Below are 23,380 nucleotides of genomic sequence, written 5' to 3' on the forward strand. Positions count from 1 at the left end.
AACCCAAAACCGCTGGAGCGAACTCAAAACTGGATAAAACTTGGGGGCAACGTCAAAGAATCCAAAGTTCAACATGGATCGTATTCACATCCAGTACGACATGAAATGCGCGGACTTCTTGAAAGCTCACAGCATGGCGTTGGTGGTGTGATGGGATCGAGAAGCGGCGACGACATCAATATCAGCCCTAAGTACAAAGTTGAGCGTTGGAAAGCGCTAAGGCTCGATAACAATAATCCGGTCGAAAACGATTGGAACACTGCTGTCGATATTTTAAATGACCCCATCACCGAGCGGTTTTTAAAACCTGCTCAATATCTCATCAACGCACCATTTGAAGGATCGCAGCCCACTTTCGGTTTCGCGATACTGGCTTTGGATTTTATGGTGATAGAAACGACTCAGGGCTTCAAAGAGGGAAAAATCAAGCACAATAACGGCGTTAGTTCCCAGTTGTTTGGAAAGTTTTGTTCCGCATCGGAGCCGTTCACCCGAAGCGTTTGTCATCCGCTCACGAATGAAGACGCAGCCAGAAACCTTTATAGCCAAGGGCGTTGCGCCATGCATCATAAGGGCTCTACTGAAGCTCTAATCGTTGGCGTGACCGGCGATATGATCTCGTTTGGTGAAGATGCTACTATCCGTGTTATTCGGACGGAGTTTCACGAGCAAGTGGCTGATGAGTTCAAGCGATATCTTGCTGAATTACGCAACCCTGCATCATCCGACCTGCGTGAAAAATTCAAGATCAAAATGAGTTCAATTTGCGGAATGCCGCAATGATTAAATGGAAAAACATCAATTGGCTTTTCATCGCCACTGGTTTTACGGTTGTCTACTTTGCCATTTTCTTTTTGTGGATAGGCTTCGATAGAGTCACAAAGTACCCGACAACTGCTTCCCTAAATGAAATCGGTGACTTTCTTGCTGGTGGGTTTCAGCCAATTGCGGTGATATGGCTTGTAGCTGCAGTCCTCACTCAGCGGCAGGAACTTGTAGACACGCGCGACCAATTCCAGAAAAATAGCGAAATCGTAGATGCTCAATTAGTCACGATCAAAGAGCAGAGCGCCCTGCTTCAACAGCAACATGCATTGGCGGAAGACACGGCAGATAGGACTTATCGGCTAAGCCTATTTGAGCAACGGTTTGCAATTTACAACACGTTAGTTGCTCTTCACGCGAAGTTTGAGGTTAATGGCATCACGACCGGAAACTGGAACGCACTTCACACGGAGGTTCAAAAGAGCGGATTCGTATTTGGAGACGAGGTTCAAGAGTACCTAGAAGACATTGATCAAAAGTGTGTCGAACTTTTTTTCTTTCACGAAACCAATGCGGCAAGTTGGGCTGTCGATCACGTGTACGGTGGTGACCATCCTTCCGATGACGTGCATGTTCAAACTCGTTTCAAAGCCGAAGCAATGAAACTTGAGATTATCAGTCTTCTAAGCAGTCAGGCGCTTAAGGAAGCGATGTGGGAATCAATGCACGTAAGCGACGACTGAGATGATCAGCGCAACGCTTGACGAAGTTGCGCGCCTGGACGCCCCAACTCAGCAGATTCTGCTATCATTCGTCTTAGGTGAACAATAGATCGTCGTTGTTCTCTATTTGAGGACAATCAAGCTTGCTGCCAAGGCTCGGTAAACGGTTGCCTTGCTTAGTGATGTTGCGTCCATAATTTCCTTGATCAGAGCGCCATCATTTCGCATCTTATGAATGGTGGCAACGACATCATCGGTCAACTGGACCTTCCTCCCAAACTTGACGCCCTTGCCCTTTGCTCCAGCGATGCCATCCATCTGTCTCTCCTTGCGAAGATCAGTCTCGAATTCGGATATCGATGCCAGAATGCCGAACATCAACTTCCCATATTTCGATGTGGTATCAATTTCCGGTTGATCCAGACATTTGAAGCTAATGCCTCTGTCTTGTAGGTCGGCAACGATACGATGAAGGTCAGCCGTGGAACGTGCCAAACGGTCGATCCGGGAAACCATGAACGTGTCACCCTTTCGAGCAAAACGCAGGGCTTCCTTCAGTTGGGGTCTGCCGCTATCCAGCCCGGACTTCTTCTCTTCGAAGAGGTGGTCTGGCTCGACCCCGGCGTCCAGTAGCTTGTTGCGCTGAACGTCTAGTTCTTGTCCGACCGATGAAACACGGGCATAGCCTATGAGTGCCAAGTCTTAAAACTCCTATGACTTTGTAGGAATCAGTTATAAGACACGAAAAAAGACACGTCAACTATGGGTGTTAGAACAGTCTCGCTATGTTTACATTTTGAGACGCTACAGCCGTCCAAATAACGGTCTTGTTGATTTTCCCTGCACTGAGAGCGACCATAATTTCCGGCGGGGGTTAATTACAGTACCCTTGGCTAGGTTAGCGGAACTTCGGCTTTCAAAACCCTTCATTTACAGAGGCTGTAGAGGGCGATCTTAAAATGAATGAAGTGAGGTGCTGGCTTTCGAACGTTTGTTATTTGCGTGACTTACATACTCTCGCCTACGGCTCGAATTCGCTTCGCTCATGTGAACTGGATTGAAGACTGATACGTTGGCGCTAACCAGCACATTGATAGTCGAAAAATATCGTCAAAAACGTAACGGGCGCCTAATAGTATAATAGACTCTTGTTACAAAAATGATCAATTTTTTCGACTATCAATGTGCTGGTTAGCGCCAACCATTCCAGAAATCACTCATTAAGAAGTCAAGTTGTCTTGAGCGAAGCTCAACTGAGCCGTAGGCGAAGAATAAAACAATTCACGGCACCTCTAGCGGACAAGAAGTAGGAAAATAAATCCTGTTTTGAGATAATTTTAGACGAAAAATCTATCAAAATCGCAAAGATTCACTGATCTAGATTGCTAAATATCGTTGTAAATCGAAGCTGGTGGAATGGCTCATGATTTATGGGTCAGCATCAGCTTAGGTTCGCATCCTCCAAAAAGCAAAAGTCTTTGAAAGGTCGTAGCGTTTCCACCAGAGCTACGACCTTTTGTTTTTTGTTTAAGAGGATACTTTTATGACCAAGCCTTTAGTAAATTTCGTAGACGGTCTTGTTGGTTCAGGCAAGACGCACAGCATGATAGAATTCATCGTGGCATCTGGTGACACCGAACACTTCCTAATCGGAACTCCCAACACAAAGCTTTCCCAAGAGACGGCGAAGAACTTGCTGGACCTTGGCATAGATTGTGTTCAGATCGACAGCACAAATACCCGCAGATGTGCGACCGCTGTTCGCGATCTTCTGGTTCAAAATAATCATAAAGTCATCATCGCCAACCGCGATGTCATTTTGAAGATCGACCGCAAATACACTGGTAAGCATCATCTCATTCTTGATGAGATTCCCAATGTCTACGAAGCGATTACGCTTAAGGGAATGGTCACGTCCAAGGACACGATTAAGCGACTGATCGCGACCAAAGCGACGAAAGAAACACCTGACTTCTACGATGTGTTCGTGACAACGCAGGGAGCGGAATTTCTTGCGAAATACCAGACCGAAGAAGTTTTGGTTGTGAATGAGGATCAAAAAAAGCCGTCGCTGCCAAAGGTATTAGAAACAGCATGGAGTAGTAACTATCGGACACTTCTCTCCGCAAGCTCTTACACAAAATTCATGTATGCAGACGGGAAACGACTGACCTTCTTCGTACTTATGAAAGCTTCAATATTCGATGGTTTCAAATCGGTGACTGTTATGGGTGCCAACTTTACCGACAGTTTATTTTTTCTCGTTCTTTCCAGCGAAATCAATTTTGTACCGCATCCAGCGATCAAAGGTCGGTACTCTGATCACTCAAATAAGGCGGATCAGACGTCGATCTATTACTTCTCTAAGGCGGATTGCACGAAAGGTCTTTTAGAAACGATTGGTGCGCAGCCTTTTTTTGATAAAGCTTCCGCCGCCGTCGACACAATATGTTCCGAAGCCCATCATATCTACACCTTTAATAACCCCGAGAAGGTGAAGGGGATTTTGCAGCAGCCCTATGAATGGAAGTCGAAGAATGGGATAAAGGTCTCGCCTGATCCACGCGGTTGGAATGAATTGCAGGATCGAAATGTTGCAGTTCATCTTGCTGCACTGAACTATTCCCCGATGGATTTTTCCTTCTTCGCAAATTTCCTTTTGATATCGGCGGACGAAGCAGTTCGTTCAATGACGTTCGAGCGCATCTACCAGTTTTTTGGTCGTACCAGTTTCCGCAACATGGAAAGCAGTGAAGCGGTTAGCTTTTTCGTATTCGATCAGCGACAGGCAACGTGGCTTCAAAAGCTTATCGGTTGCCGTATGCCAGCATTCATTGATCTTGGATACGAAGAGCTAAGGATCGAAAAGGCAGCACCCATTACAGTAACGGCTCGTGTTGCTCGCTGGAGGGCAGATCAAGCAGAAAAGGACCGTCTTCTTATGGACAAGGCAACCATTCAATACGAAGGGTATGGTTGTCGAGTATGGTCTCATGGTGGCGACCAAGACCCCACAATTGCTACATACGAGATAGACGACTTTGCCGAACTATTTCAGCGTTCAGCATTCATCGAAAAGAAGTTCAAACGGGATTGTCCACAGTTCAGAGAAGGAAGCTTTAATGACCTGTCAAACCATCTAGTTGCTGACAATCTTCTTTCATCAAAGGTTATGGTGCTCGACTTCGATGATGCAGTTACATCGCCGACTGAAATGTCAGACTATCTCTCGTCTCGTGGCTTGTCTCACCTTATCTATCAAAGCTTTTCACATAAAGGCTATCCGTACAACTTTCATGCTTTGGTATTCATGGACCGCGCGGTGAACGACAAAAATTATCGCCATGTCTTCAAGGTTCTCAAAGGGGATATTCTTGCTCGCTTTCAAAATGAAACCGTCGATGCAGTTGATAAGAATGGTGCCAGCATCAACAAATGGATTCTGATGCCGGTGAAATCGAAATGGAATGCGGATGTCTTCATATTCAAACGTGTCTGGAAGGACGTGTTGTCACGCCAGATCGGTATGCTTGACGTGCGGCAGTATCTTCAACGCCGTGTCGCGGAAGAGGAAACACCACTAGTTCCGGAAACATCGCTAATCGCCTTGCATGAGAGACCGGATGCAGATGCTATTGTGGAGGCATTCGTATCTGATGCGACACCAGGCAATCGAGACGATGCATTCAAACGTGCTGGTATGGCTCTGAATAGAACCAGTTTGACAGTCGATGAAAAGATCAGGGCGCTGACTGCGAAAGCTCATCACTTCGGCAAAGCTGGCGACAAAGGCGCAGCCAAGCGGTTGATGAGAAGCCTTCCCCGGTCACATATGGAGCATCCATAATGCGGTGAAGTTCAGCGGGTAGCGCGCACCCCCCACCACGCCCTGCTTCAACTCTTTGCTAAAGTAACAGGTCACCCGTTATAATTTTCTTCAAAATAGAACTTTGAGCTATGCTTCGTGAGCTTGCGTTCTTCCAGCCCCAAAATTCAATTGAGGAAGGATGTGCAAAAGCTTTGGAAACGCTGAATAGATAGATGCAACAACATTGTTGAGACGACGCCGCGCGTCCTCCGTCAAAGGAACCCGAATTAGTTTTTTTTCGAACGTCGCAACGTAGTCATCATCTTCAATGACGCCCATAATAAATTGCTGACCACCCTCAATTTCAATTGCGTGTTCCTTGACCTTCTCAAGAGAAGCCATGGATTCTGCCCGATGACCAGCAGCGTGTCTGGCAAAATTGTAGTTCGGAAAAGCCCGTTCCAATTCTCCCGTTGCTTTCCTCAGTGAGTCGCTATCAACATCTGCTTTGATGGTTGGTGTGAACCGCATGTTGGCTTTGATCTGCACCAACGCCTTACCGACATGGAAGATCGTCATGGCAGCTTCACGCCCTGCCATCTCATCCCAATTTTTCAGCATGTGCATGTTGTTGTTGAATTCCAGGGTATCTGGAGCCATCTCTTTGACGACAGCAGCGCGAAGTTGTCCAACATGGGTGTGAAGCCCAATTGCTGCTGCATAGTCATTCACGTAGCTGCTAAGATTGCCCAGATTCAACAACATCACCATCGATTGCTGTTGCTCTTCTTCAGGTTCCAAAGACTCGATGAAGGACTTTGCGACAGCGATGTCGTAGACGCCGGGTGTTCCCGGCGTAAAAGTATGGCTCATGATAATCCCCTTCCGGCTCAAAACAGCCGGGCACCAGCTAACGCTCACAATCATAATTTGTTGCGTGGGATGATCAGTCGAACGAACGAATATGGGAATGCTTTCTCAAGTAAATCTTTATGCCATTACCGTTTCTTTGCTCTCACGGCTGCTGACAATCGAGAAAATGAGGATATGCCGGTGGATTCCCAAGAAAACGCCCTTAAAATGAATGCCATGGTTTTGGCAGATTCTGGCTTCGCAGCCGGGAAATATGGTTTGGAGAAAACACTGATTTCAAATGGTTTTGGAACGTGGCGACAGCAGATAGTTTTGGATGTGGATCAGCGTTTTTACCATCGGATCGCAACGCAGCTCGGTATTGCAGCAACTACTAACAGTAAGCGCAGCGCGTTGGTTTGGGTAAGACAGTCAACCCGGCGAAGTGACGACGAGAGTGTTGTTAGGGAGTTGTCTGATCTTCTCGCAAACCTGCCACAGACATGCTGGAGCATCGACTGGAACGCTTCCCAATTCTGATCACAACAGCGCTAATAGTCGAAACTCGGCTTGGTCTCGATCGTGATCAGCATCTCTTTCGGAAAGAGCAACGAACGCCTTACCTATTCCCTTGCTTTGAACGCGCTTTGCAGCACGTCCCCGGCACAAGCCTCATCACCCTTTCCCGCAAAAGCATCCTTGGCAATCCAATTGCCGCTCTCGAATATCAACGATTCAAGCACGCAAGATTCCCATAAGCTGTCTGTGTACCAGCGCACCAGCATGAGGTTGCTGCTCGGCTTAAATTCGAGCGTAAGCCCCTGATTGAACTCACCCCCTCTGGGGAAGCTGTAAAGCCGCCCGGTCCTATTGTTCGCGACCACTACCGTTGTGCAGCCGGTGCCGCACCCAAACTGCGCAACAGAAAATTCTCCAGCGAACGTCACGCCAGACTTCATAGCGTCCTTTATGCGTGTCCCAAAGGGTGCAAAATCTGCATCTTGTCCTTTAAAATCGGGCATTTTTGCTTTGCCTTGATAAAGGGTTTTCACTTGAAAAGATGAAAAGTCAAAACTGTCAGCGTCCGCCGAATTGGCATGAGCCATAACTGCGATTGCTGCAACAACGACTGTAGAAAGTCCTCTCACCATCCCCGCCATTCCTAACCACAGTCATCGCAGGCGTGCTTTGGCGCCTTGACCCTATACAGCTTATTCATTTCTCTCTGACTGATTGTGCGTGGGTTTACAAAACAGCCATTTTGATCTTCGACCGAAAAGTACGTCTTATTAGGTGAGACCCATGTTCTCACGCATTGAAATTCTTCATCAGACCCAGCTGTATTGGTGTTCCAATAACAACGACCTTCGACCATTCGTTGCTGCTTCACGTATTTCAACACGTCTGTTTCCGTCACGCATTTTTCTTGCGAAAATCCCACGGTGGCACAGGAAACCAGAAGAGTAACTGTAGCAATTATTCTGAACATTAAACGGCTTTCGGGCGAGTGAAGATAACGAAAATCCCAAGAATGACTGTACCTATTACCCACAGCGCCATTAGCATTGCCACGCCTAAGCCAGTTCCAATCGCTGCCCCCGTTTGCTCAGCACCAGATAGGGCGTCATAATCTTTGGTAGCTGCGTTGAAGCCACCAACAACCCAAATCGCCATCAAGATATTGAACGCAACAAAGGACCATTTGAAAAGCTTGCCAAAAAAACCCCGCTTAGGCTTGCGCAACTGGACGCCGCATTTAGGGCATTTGAATGCGGTGTTAGAAATACTTTCACTGCATTCAGGGCAATTGATTAGAGCCATATTTCATACCTCATTGTTTTGAAATTGCATCAAACCGGAAAAGAAATTCGGGAGCCGTCATAGCGCCTCGGATGGTCATGCTGTTTTCGAAAATTCCATCGGCATCGGCTGAAACGAAATTCCCAGAAACCTTGATTTTGTCGCCGACAGCCATGTTCATCATGGCAGCGTAGAGCGGGGTGCCTTTGTCGATCATGGTGCCGTGCACGCTGTCCGAAAGTGAATTGTTCCATGTCAAAAGATCGACGCCTGGAGCGATCCTAACTGTTATGATCGCCTTGCCTTCGCTGTTCGTCTCTAGCTTCATGAGCGTTCCCGACCAGCCTTCGATACGAAGTTGCTGACCAAGTGTTGCAAGGATCGCGACACGACGTTTATCCCGGATAGCGCTTTGTTGAAGTTCATTCGTCGCTGAATTGAACAGCGTCTCATGTTCGGAGAGCGCCGCAATGAGCGCTGCTTGCTTCTCGGGCAAAGGAAGAGTGGCTGGCTTAGACGCAGAAGCGTTCACAGGCTTTGTTTGCGCGCCATTTTGCTGCGCTTGTCCGTCCTGCTCTTTGGGCGCGGCGAAAGCTGCAATCACGGTGAAGGAAACGAGACCAATCGCTGCCCATTTAAACCGACGAAACCGGGAATGCTGATGTCCGCAATGCGGACAAGCCTTTGCTCTGACAGCAATTTGCTTTCCGCAAGTCTTGCAACCTCTCCATAAATTCTCAGATGCCACACCGCCCTCATCATCCATTTTTATTATATTTTTCTAATATGGATTTTTTCCATATATCATTCTCCCATATATCTGAAGAGCCCTGTCAATCAAGGGGCCATTCACATGAAGAAAACTATTCGTTCTGTGGGACAATCGGCTCTAGTCGAACTCATCATTGAGAAGCGTAAAAAGGCAGGCTTAAAACAAGACGAGGTTGCAAAAGCTTTAGGCGAAAGTCAGCCTTGGGTAGCGCACCTTGAAAGTAAAGAAAGAAGAATTGACGTAATTGAATACGTCCGAATAGCTGAAGTGATCGGGTTCGATGCCTCAGAAGAGCTGAAAAAACTGATCCCTACTATTTTGGAGCAGTAGGAGCATTGATCCTGGGACCGTTCCTGCAAAAAGCTGCATGCGCTGATTTTGGGGAACAACAATGATCAAGGGCGCTCGACAAATACCCCAGCGCCTTACAACCTGACTTTTCCGCTCGATAAGAAGGGATGAACATGTTGGAGGTCAAGTCCGTTATATATGATCGACTTGATGCCCTCGTGGAGCGCTGGCAGCTTGTAACCGGCACCGTAAACGCCACGCATTCCTTTCTGCGAATGTCCCTGCAACTGATCCATAATCGCGCTATCAACGCGGCTGTCGCGACAAGCCTGTTCGAACGAGTGTCGAAGCGAGTGCCAAACCTTTTTCGGTCCTTTTACGCCAGCTTTCATGAGAAGATTGTTGAACATCTTTGAAGCGTAGCGATGCCGCTGAGTGGCAGGACCAATGGGAATGTCAGGGAACAGACGCTCACCATCGGAAACAGTTTTCACGAATTCGACAAAGCCAAGCTCTACAAGCGTGGCGTGTACTGGAATGCGCCGGAGAGACGAGCCATTTTTCACCCTCTTACCTGTTCGCTCTTCATCGTCGTCATTAATGTCAATGAACCAAACATCGCCTTCGCAGCCGATATCCTCCCGCGCAAGCTGAACAGCTTCCATCAGTCTCGCACCAGCGAATAACGCAAGAAGAGGAACCCAATATCGCCCGGTATGTTGCATGGCGACTTCCCCCGGTTCGTGCCAAGCTTTGACGCTTTTCACCTTGGAGAAAACCGAGCTGTTGAAAAGCTGTTGAAGCTCAAAAATGGAGAATGCGTCTCTTTTGTCTTTCTTACTGCCGCCACTGGATGGTGATGGAATCATAGGTTGCACGATGTTCTGAAGGGTGTTGTCGTATTCTGCCCTTGCCCACCCAAAAACAATATTCATCGCAGTCATAATCTGCCGGACGCTCTCGGCTGAAAGACCCGGCAAGCCTAACTTCTTTGCAGCATCCGCAATTTCCACCTTCGAAAGTCCGCGGAATTGCCTCTTTCCTTGGGATTGGGGAGGCAGAGCAAAGAGCACCGTTTTTAGCAGTCGTACATCGCGTTGGGTGTATTCGTTTAACGGTTTGTCACCACAAATATCGATCACCTGATTGATCTGTGTTCTTCTAGATGCGCTGGTTTTGGCACTCCAGTTTTTCTGCCTTGCCACTGCTTCAAAGCATTCAATCGCGATATCGGACATCATTGGCAAAGAACGCTTTTCCGTGGGCGTAGCGCTGTTACGGACAGCAAGAAACTGATCGCTTCCATCATTGATCAAAGTCATCTCAGCCCGCACCAAGCCCCTGATTTTTTCAACCAAATGAAACGAAGCGATTGCAGGCGCATTCTTTCGAGTAAAAACGGGGGGAAGAAGATTGTTATCAAGGCGACTTAACGCCCCGAAAGTATCTGCGATATCGTTTCGGAATTGGGAAAACTGCCGATCTACCTCGACGATCACAGCCGGGAGCCGCCGAACAGCGTCTCTAAAATCGCGCGTCCTGAGTGATAGTTGCACGATCTGCTTACCGTACAACAAGCGAATATCAGCAGGGACTTTGACCCGATGATAATAATAGCCATTGGAATGCAGATGAAGGCGATATTGACTTGACATTGCCGGACCGGTCAATTTTCACACCGGTGTCAAAATCGGTGTTAAAAAGCTGCAACAAGATCCGAAACTCAATAAAATCAAAGGTATAAAGTGCGATCCGCGGCGACCGATGGAGTTTTACGATCCTGGGTGCCTACAAACGTAGGTGGGCGCCATATGTCCAAGCCCACGGGCCTGGCCAGGGACAGCTCCCTTTGGATCGAGTATGGCCCCAGGGATTGAGTTTCCTGTCGAGAAGCGCAGAACGCATTCTTTATATAGGGAAGTTCGTGAACATGCGGAAGGGGGCGACGCCATAATTTCGCATGAGGAGCGCCAAGCGTGAAATCGCCCGGTCAGGCCGTACTAATTCACCGCAGGCTTGGGCCTTGCCACCAGTTTTTCGGTAATACCGTTCAGGCGCGATGACAGATCCGAGATGGCATTCACCACCAGCTCGTCGGTCCTCGCCTTGCTCTGGGCCATTCCATCATGGCTGTGCTGAAGCGTCGCAACCTGCTTTTCCAGCGCTTCGATCTTGCGGGAAAGCTCCGACATTTCGTCTGTTATCATGATGCCCGCCATAACCGTCAGGCGCAGATCGCCGATCTCGCCGAACTGGCTTTTCAGGTGGCCGACATATTGGTCGAACTGGCTGGCGAGATCGGTCAGATGCGCTTCCTGCCCTGCCTCGCAGGCCATGCGATAGGCCTTGCCGTCAATCATCACCGTTACTTGAGCCATGAATTTTAAGTCCTTACCGGTCCAGCACTGCGCGGATCGTTTCCATTGCCGTCACAAGGCGGCGGGAAACCTCGCGATTGACTTCCTCAAGGCGGTTGGCGCGAAATTGCGACTGGTCAAGCTCCTGCGCCAGGCGCGCACGGTCCACATGCACGCGCTTCACCTCGTTCTCAACCTCGCCGCTCTCGCGCTGGCGCTCGATCCGCATGTCGATTGCGTTTTCAAGGCTGTTGATGGCGGAGCTAAGCTCCGACAACGCGATGTGTATGGTTTTTTCCGCCGTCATCGTTTCTTCCAAACCGCAAGCCACAAGCCGAATCGTTGTCGCTTGGTGTCAATCAGGGCCGCTGCACGATATGACTTTGTTAACCTCTACGTCAATCAAACCAATACATTCAAACACTTTGCGCTGTGGATGAATGCACCACCGCAAGGGCGCAAACGTGGCGGGCGTCCAAATGTCGCCATCATGCGAAACGATTTTTGTTCAAGATCGAACCGCAAGCGGCCCTGGTTTTATTGACTCGCCCGCACCACCTGCTATGGATCAAACCGCTTTTTGGATAGTCATAAGGCTATCTCCTTTCACCCGGAACAGACGGAAAAGCCATGATTTCTCGCGATAAACACGACCGGATGGCCAATGCAATCCGATTTCTTGCCATGGATGCTGTGGAGAAGGCCAATTCCGGCCACCCCGGCCTGCCATTGGGCGCAGCGGATGTGGCCACGGTCCTTTTCACCCGTTACATGAAATTCGATCCGAAGGCCTGGCAGTGGCCAGACCGCGACCGCTTCGTGCTGTCTGCCGGTCACGGCTCCATGCTGCTTTACGCGCTCCTCTACCTCACCGGTTACGAGGACATGACGATCGACGAGATCAAGCGCTTCCGTCAGCTGGATTCCAAGACCGCAGGTCACCCGGAATATAACCATGCTACCGGCATTGAAACGACAACAGGTCCGCTCGGTCAGGGCATTGCCAACGCAGTTGGCATGGCCATTGCCGAACGCAAGCTGGAAGAAGAATTCGGTTCGGATCTGCAAAATCACTACACCTATGCGCTGTGCGGCGACGGTTGCCTCATGGAAGGCATCAGCCACGAAGCCATCGCGCTTGCTGGCCACCTGAAGCTCAACAAGCTCGTGCTGTTCTGGGATAACAACAACATCACCATCGATGGTGAAGTTGGCCTGTCCGATTCCACAGACCAGATCGCGCGCTTCAAGGCCGTTCACTGGAACACCATCGAGATCGACGGTCACGACCCGGAAGCGATTGCAAACGCCATCGAAGCCGCACACAAGTCCGACCGCCCAACCTTCATCGCCTGCAAGACCATCATCGGTTTTGGCGCGCCAAACAAGCAGGGCACGCACAAGGTGCACGGCAACCCGCTGGGTGCCGAAGAAATTGCTGCCGCCCGCAAGAACGCAAACTGGGAAGCCGAAGCATTCGTCATTCCAGAAGATGTGCTCGACGCATGGCGTCTGTCCGGTCTGCGCTCCACCAAGGCTCGCCAGGAATGGATCGCACGCCTCGAAGCGACAGACGCGGACAAAAAGGCTGAGTTCAAGCGCCGCTTTGCTGGCGATATGCCGGGCAATTTCGACAGCTCGATCGATGCCTTCAAGAAGAAGGTCGCTGCTGACAATCCAACCGTTGCCACACGCAAGGCATCGGAAGATGCCCTCGAAGTCATCAACGGCATTCTGGCTGAAACCATCGGCGGCTCTGCCGACCTCACGCCATCCAACAACACCAAGACCAGCCAGATGAAGTCGATCACACCGACCGATTTCTCCGGCCGTTACCTCCACTACGGTATCCGCGAGCACGGCATGGCAGCCGCCATGAACGGTATCGCGCTGCATGGCGGTCTCATTCCTTACGCTGGCGGCTTCATGATCTTCTCGGATTATTGCCGTCCGTCCATCCGCCTGGCCGCTCTCATGGGCATCCGCGTCGTTCACGTTCTGACCCATGACTCGATTGGCGTTGGTGAAGACGGCCCGACCCACCAGCCGGTCGAGCAGATCGCTGCGCTTCGCGCCATTCCAAACCTTCTGGTCTTCCGCCCTGCGGATGAAACGGAAACAGCGGAAGCCTGGCAGTTCGCCCTGCATCAGAAAAACCGCCCATCTGCGCTGGCGCTGACCCGCCAGAACCTGACACCGGCCCGCAAGGACTACGAGGAAAAGAACCTCGTCTCCCACGGAGCCTATGAGCTGGTTTCGGATAGCGATGCGAAGGTATCGATCTTCGCCTCCGGCTCGGAAGTGGAAATCGCACTCAAGGCCGCAGCTGATCTGAAGGCAAAGGGCATTTCCACACGCGTTGTGTCGGTTCCCTGCTTCGAACTGTTCATGGAACAGCCAGAAACCTACCGCGAAGCCATCATCGGCACGTCGCCTGTCAAGATCGGTGTCGAAGCCGCCATCCGTCAGGGTTGGGATTACTTCATCGGCAATGATGGTGACTTCATCGGCATGCACTCCTTCGGCGCATCCGCACCTGCCAAGGAGCTTTACAAGAAGTTCGGCATCACTGCAGAAGCAGTGGTTGCTGCGGCTGAAGCAAAGCTCGGCTGAACGGCCTGAACAAAACCTGGGGCGGCGGACATGCCATTCGCCTCTCCGGGCTGTCACCATTTCAAACAAAATTCGAATATATTGACAGGGAGTATCTCAATGACAGTTAAAGTTGCCATCAACGGTTTCGGCCGCATCGGCCGCAACGTCCTTCGCGCCATCGTGGAATCCGGCCGTACCGATATCGAAGTCGTTGCCATCAACGACCTCGGCCCGGTCGAGACCAATGCGCACCTGCTGCGTTATGACAGCATCCATGGCAAGTTCCCTGCAGACGTGAAGGTCGAAGGCGACACCATCATCGTTGCCGGTGGCAAGCCGATCAAGGTAACCGCCGTTCGCGACCCTGCACAGCTGCCGCACAAGGAACTCGGCGTCGATATCGCGCTGGAATGCACAGGCATTTTCGTTGCCCGTGACAAGGCCGCCGCCCACCTCACCGCTGGCGCAAAGCGCGTCATCATCTCGGCTCCTGCCGAAGGTGCGGACCTGACGGTCGTTTTCGGCGTCAACCACGACCAGCTGACGAAGGATCACCTCGTCATCTCCAACGCTTCCTGCACCACCAACTGCCTGGTGCCGGTCGTGAAGGTTCTGGATGACGTCGTCGGCATCGACCACGGCTTCATGACCACGATCCACTCCTACACGGGCGACCAGCCAACGCTGGACACCATGCACAAGGACCTGTACCGCGCCCGCGCCGCAGCCCTGTCCATGATCCCAACATCGACCGGCGCTGCCAAGGCTGTCGGCCTCGTTCTGCCGCACCTCAAGGGCAAGCTCGACGGCACATCGATCCGCGTTCCAACACCAAACGTATCGGTTGTCGACTTCAAGTTCGTGGCCAAGAGAAACACCACGGTCGAAGAAATCAACGAAGCCATCAAGGCCGCATCCAACGGCGCGCTGAAGGGCGTTCTCGGCTACACGGACGAGCCACTGGTTTCCCGTGACTTCAACCACGACAGCCACTCTTCCATCTTCGCGACAGACCAGACAAAGGTCATGGAAGGCAACTTCGTGCGCATCCTGACCTGGTACGACAACGAATGGGGCTTCTCCAACCGCATGTCGGACACAGCCGTGGCATTCGCCAAGACCATCTGATTTCGTTCTGTCTATGAACAGCAAAACCCGGCGAGAGCGATCTCGCCGGGTTTTCTCGTTTTAGGGTGTCACGTCTCAGGCAAAGTCAGCACGATCGGGTCATCGAATGGCTTGGACGGAACTGTGCGACATGAATCTCACCTTCACGCTTGCGCGCCTGAGCAATGTCAAAGCTGTTCTGCATCCTCATGAGCGTATCCATGGACACCCCGAAGGCTTTTTCTATTCTCAACGCCATCTCCGGCGACAGGTTAGAACGCTCATTCAACAGCGCAGACAATGCCGCGCGCGTAACGCCGAGGACCTGCGCCGCAGCCGTTACCGATAGTTCAAGCGCCTCAATAATCTCGCTCTTGATGAAACCGCCGGGATGAGCAGGGTTCTTCAGGCGGATGCCTTGCATCGCATTCATAGCCACCTCCTAGTGGTAGTCTTCATAGTCAAGATCGACAATTTCGATTTCAGCTTGATCGATCCGCAGCGTGATCCGCCAATTCTTCGTCACGAAAAGGCTCCAGGTCCCTTTACGATCACCCACAAGCTGATGAGCCTTCCAGCTTGGAACCGTGCGCAACTCCTCCTCCCGTTCCATTTCCTGAAGGAACGAAACAATGCGAAGAAGTTTCGGGACTACGGCAGACTGCAGGCCGGTCGCGTCATCATCTTCGATCAGGCGGCGTAAACCTTTATGGATCACGTTTCGAATTTTCATATCAAAAGCTAGCAAATCAGGTGAAAAGCGTCAAGCTACGCTATACGCATCATCTCACCGTTCATTGCGATTGCGTTCGATAGTACATCTTTCATGAATTTCTAGCCGCCGCCTTGCTCTCGTCTATTTTCGCCCGGAAAAATCAAGACTAGGGATTCGGTCGCGTGTGTGTTCGCATCGCTCCCTGCCGTACCATTCGATAGACCTCGCCTTGCCCTGACCTCTGCGTGAAACAGCGCGCCGTGGCCGTCCAAAACGTGGCGCATTGATTGCTGACGTGCGGGAGCATACGTGGCAAGCGACCTTCATGGAAGGACGTGTGCGTGGAATCGTTTTACATCTTACTCTTGGTCGCCACCGTCCTTGTTCTTGTCGCCGCCTTTTCCAGCCTCATCGCCTACCGCTTCGGCGCCCCGCTTCTGCTCTTGTTCCTGATGATAGGCCTTGCCGCTGGCACGGATGGGCTGGGCATCCATTTCAGCAACAATCCGCTGGCCTATATGATGGGCTCGCTGGTGCTGGCCGTCATCCTGTTTGATTCAGGCTTCGGCACATCGGTCCAGTCCTTCCGGCTGGCAGCCGGGCCGTCCATTGCGCTCGCCACCGTCGGCGTGGTGCTGACATCGGTGTTTTTCGCAGGCGCAGCCGCGCTTCTTCTGGGCTTTTCCTGGCTGGAAGGACTGCTGCTCGGCTCCATCGTTGCCTCGACAGATGCGGCGGCCGTGTTCTTCCTCCTGCGCATCGGCGGCATCCATATTCGTGATCAGGTGCGGTCCACCCTTGAAGTGGAGTCCGGCACCAATGATCCCATGGCGATTTTCCTCACCATCGCGCTGGTCGAAGTGGTGTCCAAGGGCGAAGGTCTTGCCGGTTTCGATAGCAGCTTCCTGTTGCTGTTCTTGCAGGAAATGGGCCTCGGCGTGGTCTTCGGCCTTCTCGGCGGCTGGATGATCGCCAATGTCGTCAACCGTTTTCAAGTGGATCGCGGACTGGTGCCGATCCTTGTTCTGGCCTTGGCGCTTCTGGTCTTTTCCTTCACCGGCGCAATGCACGGCAGCGGCTTTCTGGCGGTTTATGTGGCGGGCATCGTCGCTGGCAACCGCACGGTGTTTGCCAAGGGCGCGATCCGACGTTTCCATGAGGGCATGACGTGGCTGGCGCAGATCATCATGTTCCTGATGCTCGGGCTGCTCGCCACGCCCTCGCAGTTTCCGGCCATCATCATACCGGCGGTCTTGCTGGCGCTGTTTCTCATCTTCATCGCACGCCCGCTTGCCGTCTGGCTCAGCCTCATGCCCTTCAACTACACCCAGCAGGAAACCACCTTCGTCGCATGGGTCGGCCTGCGCGGCGCGGTCTCCATTCTGCTCGCCATCCTTCCTGCACTTGGCGGATTGCCGGGTGCAGATGTCTATTTCAACGCAGCCTTCATCATCGTGCTGGTTTCACTTCTGATACAGGGATGGACCATCAAGCCCGTGGCCACGAAGCTGGGTCTCATCGTCCCGCCGCGCATGGGTGATGTCGACAAGCTGGAGGTGGACCTGCCCGGCACCGCCAACCACGAACTCATCTCCTACCGCGTGGCCAAGGGCAGCGCCGTGTTGCAGGGCGAGCGCATTCCCCGCTGGGCCATGCCCTCGCTTGTGGTGCGGGATGGCAAGTCCATCCGTTACCAATATGCCGGACGGCTGCGCGAGAACGATCTGGTCTATCTCTTCGTCATGCCCAGCTACACCCGCCTTCTGGACCGGCTGTTTGCCAGCGCCAAACCTTTGACGAAGGATGATGAGGACATCTTCGGCACCTTCGCCATCTCCCCCCAGCGCCCGGCGAAAGAACTGGATGCCTCCTACGGCCCCGGCCTTCTGACGACGCAGGAACAGTCACTAACGGTTGCCGAACTCATCCAGAACCGTTTCGGCGGCAAGGCCGAATATGCAGACCGCGTGAGGTTGGGCTCGCTCATTCTGATTGTGCGGGATCTGGATGAAAACCACGCCATTTCCAGCGTCGGCATCTCGCTGGAGCCGGTCGAACCGGCCACGGCGCTTCCGGTTTTCATCAGCTTCAAGGAGATCAACCAGCGCATCCGCAGCCATATCGCCAAGGAAAAGCAACGCGAAGCGCCTGCCGTGCCCGGTAACACGATACCGTCAGCGACACGTGACCCCGGCCAGAGCGAAAATCATGATTGAGCGACTTGCACCACCGGTCAGGCATAGTATGGTCGCGCGCAAAGCCAATCCTTTCAACGATATCAGGATCGATCCATGCCAGCCTTCAAGACCCTCGATCACCTCACCGACATCTCCGGAAAGCGCGTTCTCGTTCGCGTTGATCTCAACGTGCCGGTTGCTGACGGTAAGGTAACGGACAAGACCCGCATCGAGCGTGTTGCGCCAACGATCCTCGAATTGTCGAAGAAGGGCGCAAAAGTCATTCTGCTGGCGCATTTCGGCCGCCCCAAGGGCGAGCCCGTCGCGGATATGTCGCTGTCCCTCATCACCTCCTCGGTGGAAGACGTCTTGGGCCAGAAGGTCCATTTCGCCTCGGATGCCATTGGCGCACCCGCAGCGGATGCCGTCGCCGCCATGACCAATGGCGATATTCTGCTTCTGGAAAACACACGCTTCCACAAGGGTGAAGAAAAGAACGATGCGGCCTTCGTGGCCGAGCTTGCCAAGAACGGCGATATCTACGTCAACGATGCGTTCTCCGCAGCACACCGCGCCCATGCTTCAACGGAAGGCCTGGCCCGCCACCTGCCCGCTTATGCTGGCCGCACCATGCAGGCAGAGCTTGAGGCGCTGGAAAAAGGCCTCGGCGCACCCGTGCGCCCCGTCGTTGCCATCGTTGGCGGCGCAAAGGTCTCCAGCAAGATCGATCTGTTGATGAACCTCGTCAAGAAGGTCGATGCGCTCGTCATCGGCGGCGGCATGGCCAACACCTTTCTGGCCGCACGCGGCACACAGGTCGGCAAGTCGCTCTGCGAGCATGATCTGGCCGAAACCGCAAAGCAGATCATGATCGAAGCAGCCACCGCAGGCTGCGCCATCGTGCTGCCGGAAGACGGCGTCGTTGCCCGCGAATTCAAGGCCAACGCCGAAAACGAAGTCGTCGATATCAGCGAAATCCCTGAAGATGCGATGGTACTCGACGTCGGCCCCAAATCCGTCGAAGCCATCAAGGGCTGGATTTCCCGCGCTGAAACCCTCGTCTGGAACGGCCCGCTCGGCGCCTTCGAAATCGCACCCTTCGACAAGGCAACTGTCGCCGCCGCGCAATATGCAGCCGAATGCACCCGAAACGGCAAGCTCGTTTCCGTGGCCGGTGGTGGTGATACGGTCTCCGCCCTCAACCATGCAGGCGTGGCCGATGACTTCACCTACATCTCCACCGCAGGCGGCGCGTTTCTGGAGTGGATGGAAGGCAAGGTCCTGCCCGGCGTCGCCATCCTTCAGGAACAGAAGTAAACTTGAACACCGCGTCCCGCTCTCCACCTGGAGGGCGGGAGCGCTTTCTTCGTCCCTAGACTTGTTTCCGGGGACCGCGCCAGACATGGCGTCACGTGCGCGCAGCGGGACCCAACCCCTCATTTAAATATTTTTAAAGATTTCCTGAAGTTTCAAACGATTGAAATGATTTCAATCGTTTCAATGATTTAGCGTGCCATTTTCCTTCCCAAATTCTTCTGCTAACCCAGATTCATCGTGCTTAGGGAGATTGAAAATGACGGAACGTCTTGAAGACATCGCAGTGAAAATGGTTGCCGACGGCAAAGGTTTGCTGGCAGCAGATGAATCCACCGGCACCATCAAGAAGCGCTTTGACAGCATCGGTCTGGCATCCACCGAAGACAGCCGCCGCGATTATCGCGAAATGCTGTTTCGCACCGAAGATGCAATGACGAAGTGCATTTCCGGCGTCATCCTCTATGAAGAAACCCTGTTCCAGAAGGCCGCCGATGGCACGCCTTTCGTTGATATCATCAAGGCAGCGGGCAGCATTCCCGGCATCAAGGTCGATACGGGTGCAAAGCCGCAGGCCAACTTCCCCGGCGAAACAGTGACCGAAGGTCTCGATGGCCTGGCGGATCGCCTGAAGACCTATTACGAAGCCGGTGCGCGTTTTGCCAAGTGGCGCGGCGTCATCAACATCGGCCAGGGCCTGCCCACATGGGGCTCCATCAAGGCGGATTCTCAGGCGCTCGCCCGTTATGCCGCCCTATGTCAGCAGGCTGGCATCGTTCCCATCGTTGAGCCTGAAGTTCTGATGGATGGTGAACCCGGCACCCACAGCATTGATCGTTGTGCCGAAGTGACCGAATGGGTGCTGCGCACCGTCTTCACCGATCTGTACGATGCCCGCGTCAACCTCGAAGGCATGATCCTCAAGCCAAACATGGTCATCGATGGCAAGAACGCCCGCAAGGCATCCGTCGAAGAAGTCGCAGAAAAGACCGTCAAGGTTTTGAAGGCCACCGTGTCGTCAGCCGTTCCGGGCGTTGCCTTCCTCTCAGGCGGCCAGTCCGCCGAAGAAGCAACCGCACATCTGAGCGCCATGAACGCTGGCTACGATCTGCCATGGGCCCTTACCTTCTCCTATGGTCGCGCCCTTCAGGATACGGCTCTCAAGGCATGGGGCGGCAAGTCCGAGAATGTCGCCGCCGGCCAGCGCGCCTTCCGCCACCGCGCAGAAATGAACACGCTTGCCGCACTGGGCAACTGGAAGCAGGAGCTTGAAAAAGCCGCCTGATCCAGCCTCCGGCTTCAAGACCAGTCCAAACGCCGCTCGCAACATCGTTGCGGGCGGTTTTGTTTTTCCATTCCCCTTCAAAATCCTCTCCAGTCAAAGCATGATCAACTCGGCTTGCGACCTGCGTCACCCGACACGAACCCGACAGTCGGCCCCGTGACGTGGCAGTGGTGCGGCATCGAAGGCAGGTGTTCGGCATCGAACGTGGAGAGACATCAATGTTGATACAGAAACTGAGACTTCAACGCGGCTGGTCGCAGGAACAACTGGCGACCATCAGCGGCCTCAGCACACGGACCATCCAGCGGATCGAGCGTGGGCAGGCGCCAAGTCTGGAGACCTCAAAAACATTGGCGTCCATCTTCGAGATCGATGTATCGCAACTCACCGAACAGGATCCCAAAGACATGCCCGCAACACCCATAAACAGCATCGAAGCGGAAGAGGCTGTCGCCTTCGCCCGCGTGCGCAACATCAAGGCATTTTACATGCACGTCGCCAGATATGTCGTGCTTGTTGTGTTCCTTGCCGTGGTCAACCTTCTCACCAGCCCGCATTATTTCTGGGCCATCTGGCCAGCACTTGGGCTGGGTCTTGCCGTCATCGGCCATGGTTTGCGAACATTCGACAAGGTGCCATTCCTCAATGCGGATTGGGAAAAGCGGCAGGTGGAGCATTATCTGAAGAGAAAACTTTGAAGATTTCAGAATGCTGCGGCTCTATTCAGGGCCGCAGCAGTAACACTAGAGACCAGATGACAAAGGCAATCACTGCGAGTTTCCAGAAGTCGGCGCGTTTGCGCAGGCCCGGCAGGCCAAGCGGGCGAATAATCTGGACGACCATGGCCAGTAGTAAAAAAAGCCCTATTGCCTTCGTCATCCCGAAACCTTTTGGCTTTATTGTCACAGTGTCACAGGCTGGACATTTTTAACGCTCACCAAAGACACATACCCCATTCGCGCGCCATCCACAGCGGCGCAACCAATCGCTTAGCATGAGAGTGGCCTTATGAGCAGAAACCTTCTACCCGTATTCGCCCTTTTAACCAGCACCTTGTTTCTGTTTCTGGGCAATGGTCTCCAGGGCCTTCTCTTGCCCGTGAGGGGATCGGCAGAAGGATATTCCAACGAAGTGCTGGGCTTTCTCGGCACGTCATGGGCTGCGGGCTTCGTCGTTGGTTGTTTTGTGGCACCCAGCATCGTGCGGCGCGCCGGTCATATCAGGGCCTTCGGCAGTTTTGTCGCCCTCATCTGCCTCACAGTTCTGCTAACCGGACTTTTCGTCGATGATGTATCCTGGGTCGCGCTGCGTGCGCTGACCGGTTTCTGCACCGCTGGCACCTCCATGATCATCGAAAGCTGGCTGAACGAGCGCGCTACCAATGAAAGCCGTGGCGCGATCTTCTCCCTTTACATCGCCATCACCCTGTTCGGCGTCGTGGCAGGACAATTGCTCGTCCCATTCGGCACCGTCAGCAACACCTCGCTCTTCATGGTCTGCGCCATCATCTATTGCGTCGCCATCATGCCCGCCATGCTGTCGAAAGCGGAAAGCCCTCAGCCTCTCAAAAAGGTCAAGCTGGATCTTCCAGCACTTTATCGAAACTCACCCGTCTCATTCATCGGCATCTTGCTGATCGGCATCGCCAACGGCGCATACGGCACCTTAGGCGCGGTTTTCGGCGCGCGTGCGGGCCTTGACCCCACCACCATCGCCATCATGGTCAGTGTCACCATCTTCATCGGCGCATTGGCACAGTTTCCAGCGGGCAAGCTCTCCGACAGGATCGACCGCCGCTATGTGCTAGCCGGTCTGTCCGGCGTGGCGGCCCTTGCAGGCCTTGCCGTCACCCTCGTCCAGCCAGGCCACGCCTATGTGCTGATCGGTATGATCGCGGTCTATGGCGCCACAGCAAATGCGCTCTACCCCATCGCGGTCGCGCATGCCAACGACTACGCCTCCTCAGAAGACTTCGTCAAAGTCTCTGGTGGGCTCTTGCTGCTCTATGGCATCGGCACCATCATTGGCCCGACCCTCGGCGGCCCGATCATGACCTCCTTCGGCCCCTATGCTCTCTTCTGGGTCACGGCCATTTCGCACCTGCTCATCACCGCCTATGCCATGTTCCGCTCGCGCCAACGCGCCGCTCTGCCTGCGGAAGAGAAGGACAATTTCTCCACCACCGCCATGGCACAGATCACCCCTGAAAGCGCCTCGCTCGATCCTCGCGCCCCGCAATATCCCGAGGATGAGGCGGAGTTGGAAAAAGGAGCCGGAATATGAGTGTCTTTGACGAACCATCCATGAAGCCCCCAGCCACCACCCATGTTGTGGGTGGCGATCTCTCGCCATTGTCGGTGGACGAGCTGACGGCGCGCATCACAATACTTCAAGTGGAAATAACAAGACTGGAAGTTGAGCGTGAGAAGAAGGCAGCGGGCCGAAAGTCAGCAGAAACCCTGTTCCGCTCCTGATCGGTTGCGTGACGTTCCATTAACGTTACGCAGCGGGTCAGAATTTCGTTTACCATTAACCAAAAATTAAGCTTTTTAAGCGATTAATATACATGTTCAGTTCTGCTGAACCTCAGGCAGTTTCTCCTATCGGCGATTTGGTCTGATTTTTCTCCCTGTTTTACCTTGAGAGCCGCTTTTGCGGCTCTTTTTTTGTCCAGCCCCAAAACGACCAAAGCTGTGGGTATTAACCTTTCTTTAATAATCAGCTTGCGTATTTGGGCTATTGCTATCATCCTGAAAATACAAAGACGCCGGAACTATTACGCCTCAGTTCCGTTGCCGTAGTATGGTGCGTAAGCAGGAT

24 protein-coding genes and 1 other RNA gene are annotated in these 23,380 nt (G+C 52.9%); 13 read left to right on the forward strand and 12 right to left on the reverse strand.

Annotation, left to right across the window (positions count from 1 at the left end; translation table 11 throughout):
* Positions 1 to 783 (forward strand): hypothetical protein (locus RQI55_RS18235; protein ID WP_311273220.1); only part of this gene is annotated, 783 nt, incomplete at its 5' end.
* Positions 780 to 1,508: a hypothetical protein gene (locus RQI55_RS18240; protein WP_311273221.1), complete on the forward strand. Its 729-nt coding sequence runs from the start codon at positions 780 to 782 to the stop codon at positions 1,506 to 1,508. The genes RQI55_RS18235 and RQI55_RS18240, both read left to right, overlap by 4 nt.
* Before the next feature lie 102 nt (positions 1,509 to 1,610).
* Here RQI55_RS18240 and RQI55_RS18245 read toward each other — a convergent pair whose 3' ends face one another.
* Positions 1,611 to 2,186 (reverse strand): recombinase family protein, encoded by a 576-nt coding sequence (locus RQI55_RS18245; protein WP_311273222.1) that lies wholly within the window; start codon positions 2,184 to 2,186, stop codon positions 1,611 to 1,613.
* Between the two features lie 844 nt (positions 2,187 to 3,030).
* Here RQI55_RS18245 and RQI55_RS18250 point away from each other — a divergent pair.
* Positions 3,031 to 5,334, forward strand: a complete 2,304-nt coding sequence (locus tag RQI55_RS18250; RefSeq protein WP_311273223.1) for a hypothetical protein — start codon at positions 3,031 to 3,033, stop codon at positions 5,332 to 5,334.
* Between the two features lie 108 nt (positions 5,335 to 5,442).
* Here RQI55_RS18250 and RQI55_RS18255 read toward each other — a convergent pair whose 3' ends face one another.
* Positions 5,443 to 6,168, reverse strand: a complete 726-nt coding sequence (locus RQI55_RS18255) for a hypothetical protein (RefSeq protein WP_311273224.1) — start codon at positions 6,166 to 6,168, stop codon at positions 5,443 to 5,445.
* Between RQI55_RS18255 and RQI55_RS18260 the strand changes: the two genes are divergently transcribed.
* The gene (locus tag RQI55_RS18260; RefSeq protein WP_311273225.1) at positions 6,160 to 6,687 is read left to right on the forward strand and encodes a hypothetical protein; all 528 of its coding nucleotides are present in this window, start codon (positions 6,160 to 6,162) and stop codon (positions 6,685 to 6,687) included. The genes RQI55_RS18255 and RQI55_RS18260 overlap by 9 nt on opposite strands.
* Positions 6,688 to 6,770: 83 nt before the next feature.
* On the opposite strand, the gene RQI55_RS18265 is transcribed toward RQI55_RS18260, so the two are convergent.
* The 3 genes from RQI55_RS18265 to RQI55_RS18275 all read right to left on the reverse strand — a co-directional run bounded on the left by RQI55_RS18265 (position 6,771) and on the right by RQI55_RS18275 (position 8,713).
* Positions 6,771 to 7,298, reverse strand: coding sequence for a hypothetical protein (locus tag RQI55_RS18265; RefSeq protein WP_311273226.1), 528 nt, complete (start codon positions 7,296 to 7,298; stop codon positions 6,771 to 6,773).
* Positions 7,299 to 7,635: 337 nt separating this feature from the next.
* Positions 7,636 to 7,968, reverse strand: coding sequence for a hypothetical protein (locus tag RQI55_RS18270; protein ID WP_311273227.1), 333 nt, complete (start codon positions 7,966 to 7,968; stop codon positions 7,636 to 7,638).
* Positions 7,969 to 7,978: 10 nt separating this feature from the next.
* Complete coding sequence (locus RQI55_RS18275; protein ID WP_311273228.1) at positions 7,979 to 8,713, reverse strand: hypothetical protein; 735 nt, start codon at positions 8,711 to 8,713, stop codon at positions 7,979 to 7,981.
* A gap of 87 nt (positions 8,714 to 8,800) precedes the next feature.
* Between RQI55_RS18275 and RQI55_RS18280 the strand changes: the two genes are divergently transcribed.
* Positions 8,801 to 9,049 carry a helix-turn-helix transcriptional regulator gene (locus tag RQI55_RS18280; RefSeq protein ID WP_311273229.1) on the forward strand — a complete coding sequence of 83 codons (249 nt, stop codon included), beginning with the start codon at positions 8,801 to 8,803 and terminating at the stop codon, positions 9,047 to 9,049.
* A gap of 95 nt (positions 9,050 to 9,144) precedes the next feature.
* On the opposite strand, the gene RQI55_RS18285 is transcribed toward RQI55_RS18280, so the two are convergent.
* The 4 genes from RQI55_RS18285 to RQI55_RS18300 all read right to left on the reverse strand — a co-directional run bounded on the left by RQI55_RS18285 (position 9,145) and on the right by RQI55_RS18300 (position 11,674).
* Positions 9,145 to 10,680 (reverse strand): site-specific integrase, encoded by a 1,536-nt coding sequence (locus tag RQI55_RS18285; protein WP_311273230.1) that lies wholly within the window; start codon positions 10,678 to 10,680, stop codon positions 9,145 to 9,147.
* Between the two features lie 75 nt (positions 10,681 to 10,755).
* A non-coding RNA gene (ssrS, locus tag RQI55_RS18290) (6S RNA) lies at positions 10,756 to 10,914 on the reverse strand.
* A 96-nt stretch (positions 10,915 to 11,010) separates the two neighbouring features.
* On the reverse strand, positions 11,011 to 11,388 hold the full coding sequence (locus tag RQI55_RS18295) for a cell division protein ZapA (protein ID WP_311273231.1): 378 nt from the start codon (positions 11,386 to 11,388) through the stop codon (positions 11,011 to 11,013).
* 13 nt (positions 11,389 to 11,401) lie between these two features.
* Positions 11,402 to 11,674 carry a DUF4164 domain-containing protein gene (locus RQI55_RS18300; protein WP_042617545.1) on the reverse strand — a complete coding sequence of 91 codons (273 nt, stop codon included), beginning with the start codon at positions 11,672 to 11,674 and terminating at the stop codon, positions 11,402 to 11,404.
* Positions 11,675 to 11,997: 323 nt separating this feature from the next.
* Here RQI55_RS18300 and tkt point away from each other — a divergent pair, with 323 nt between their 5' ends.
* Entirely contained in the window at positions 11,998 to 13,980 is a 1,983-nt protein-coding gene (tkt, locus tag RQI55_RS18305) for a transketolase (protein WP_192064436.1), read from the forward strand.
* A gap of 99 nt (positions 13,981 to 14,079) precedes the next feature.
* Entirely contained in the window at positions 14,080 to 15,090 is a 1,011-nt protein-coding gene (gene gap, locus RQI55_RS18310) for a type I glyceraldehyde-3-phosphate dehydrogenase (protein WP_243255131.1), read from the forward strand.
* A gap of 85 nt (positions 15,091 to 15,175) precedes the next feature.
* On the opposite strand, the gene RQI55_RS18315 is transcribed toward gap, so the two are convergent.
* Entirely contained in the window at positions 15,176 to 15,502 is a 327-nt protein-coding gene (locus RQI55_RS18315) for a HigA family addiction module antitoxin (RefSeq protein ID WP_243255130.1), read from the reverse strand.
* Between the two features lie 9 nt (positions 15,503 to 15,511).
* A complete protein-coding gene (locus RQI55_RS18320) occupies positions 15,512 to 15,802 on the reverse strand; it encodes a type II toxin-antitoxin system RelE/ParE family toxin (protein WP_042617549.1) in 291 nt (96 codons plus the stop codon).
* Positions 15,803 to 16,125: 323 nt separating this feature from the next.
* On the opposite strand from RQI55_RS18320, the gene RQI55_RS18325 reads away from it, so the two are divergent.
* From RQI55_RS18325 to RQI55_RS18340, 4 genes are all read left to right on the forward strand, one after another.
* Positions 16,126 to 18,000 carry a potassium/proton antiporter gene (locus tag RQI55_RS18325; RefSeq protein WP_243255128.1) on the forward strand — a complete coding sequence of 625 codons (1,875 nt, stop codon included), beginning with the start codon at positions 16,126 to 16,128 and terminating at the stop codon, positions 17,998 to 18,000.
* Positions 18,001 to 18,075: 75 nt separating this feature from the next.
* The gene (locus RQI55_RS18330; protein ID WP_243255127.1) at positions 18,076 to 19,278 is read left to right on the forward strand and encodes a phosphoglycerate kinase; all 1,203 of its coding nucleotides are present in this window, start codon (positions 18,076 to 18,078) and stop codon (positions 19,276 to 19,278) included.
* Between the two features lie 256 nt (positions 19,279 to 19,534).
* Positions 19,535 to 20,560, forward strand: coding sequence for a class I fructose-bisphosphate aldolase (locus tag RQI55_RS18335; protein WP_192064440.1), 1,026 nt, complete (start codon positions 19,535 to 19,537; stop codon positions 20,558 to 20,560).
* Between the two features lie 218 nt (positions 20,561 to 20,778).
* Positions 20,779 to 21,258, forward strand: a complete 480-nt coding sequence (locus tag RQI55_RS18340; RefSeq protein ID WP_042617554.1) for a 2TM domain-containing protein — start codon at positions 20,779 to 20,781, stop codon at positions 21,256 to 21,258.
* Between the two features lie 25 nt (positions 21,259 to 21,283).
* On the opposite strand, the gene RQI55_RS18345 is transcribed toward RQI55_RS18340, so the two are convergent.
* A complete protein-coding gene (locus RQI55_RS18345) occupies positions 21,284 to 21,439 on the reverse strand; it encodes a hypothetical protein (protein WP_192064442.1) in 156 nt (51 codons plus the stop codon).
* Between the two features lie 129 nt (positions 21,440 to 21,568).
* On the opposite strand from RQI55_RS18345, the gene RQI55_RS18350 reads away from it, so the two are divergent.
* Both RQI55_RS18350 and RQI55_RS18355 read left to right on the forward strand, forming a co-directional pair.
* Positions 21,569 to 22,843: an MFS transporter gene (locus RQI55_RS18350; protein WP_192064443.1), complete on the forward strand. Its 1,275-nt coding sequence runs from the start codon at positions 21,569 to 21,571 to the stop codon at positions 22,841 to 22,843.
* Positions 22,840 to 23,034, forward strand: a complete 195-nt coding sequence (locus RQI55_RS18355) for a DUF1192 domain-containing protein (RefSeq protein WP_192064444.1) — start codon at positions 22,840 to 22,842, stop codon at positions 23,032 to 23,034. Before RQI55_RS18350 ends, RQI55_RS18355 begins: the two co-directional genes overlap by 4 nt.
* The last annotated feature ends 346 nt before the right edge of the window (positions 23,035 to 23,380 follow it).

The organism is Rhizobium sp. WCS2018Hpa-16 (assembly GCF_031843705.1).
Lineage (GTDB): Bacteria > Pseudomonadota > Alphaproteobacteria > Rhizobiales > Rhizobiaceae > Agrobacterium > Agrobacterium tumefaciens_C.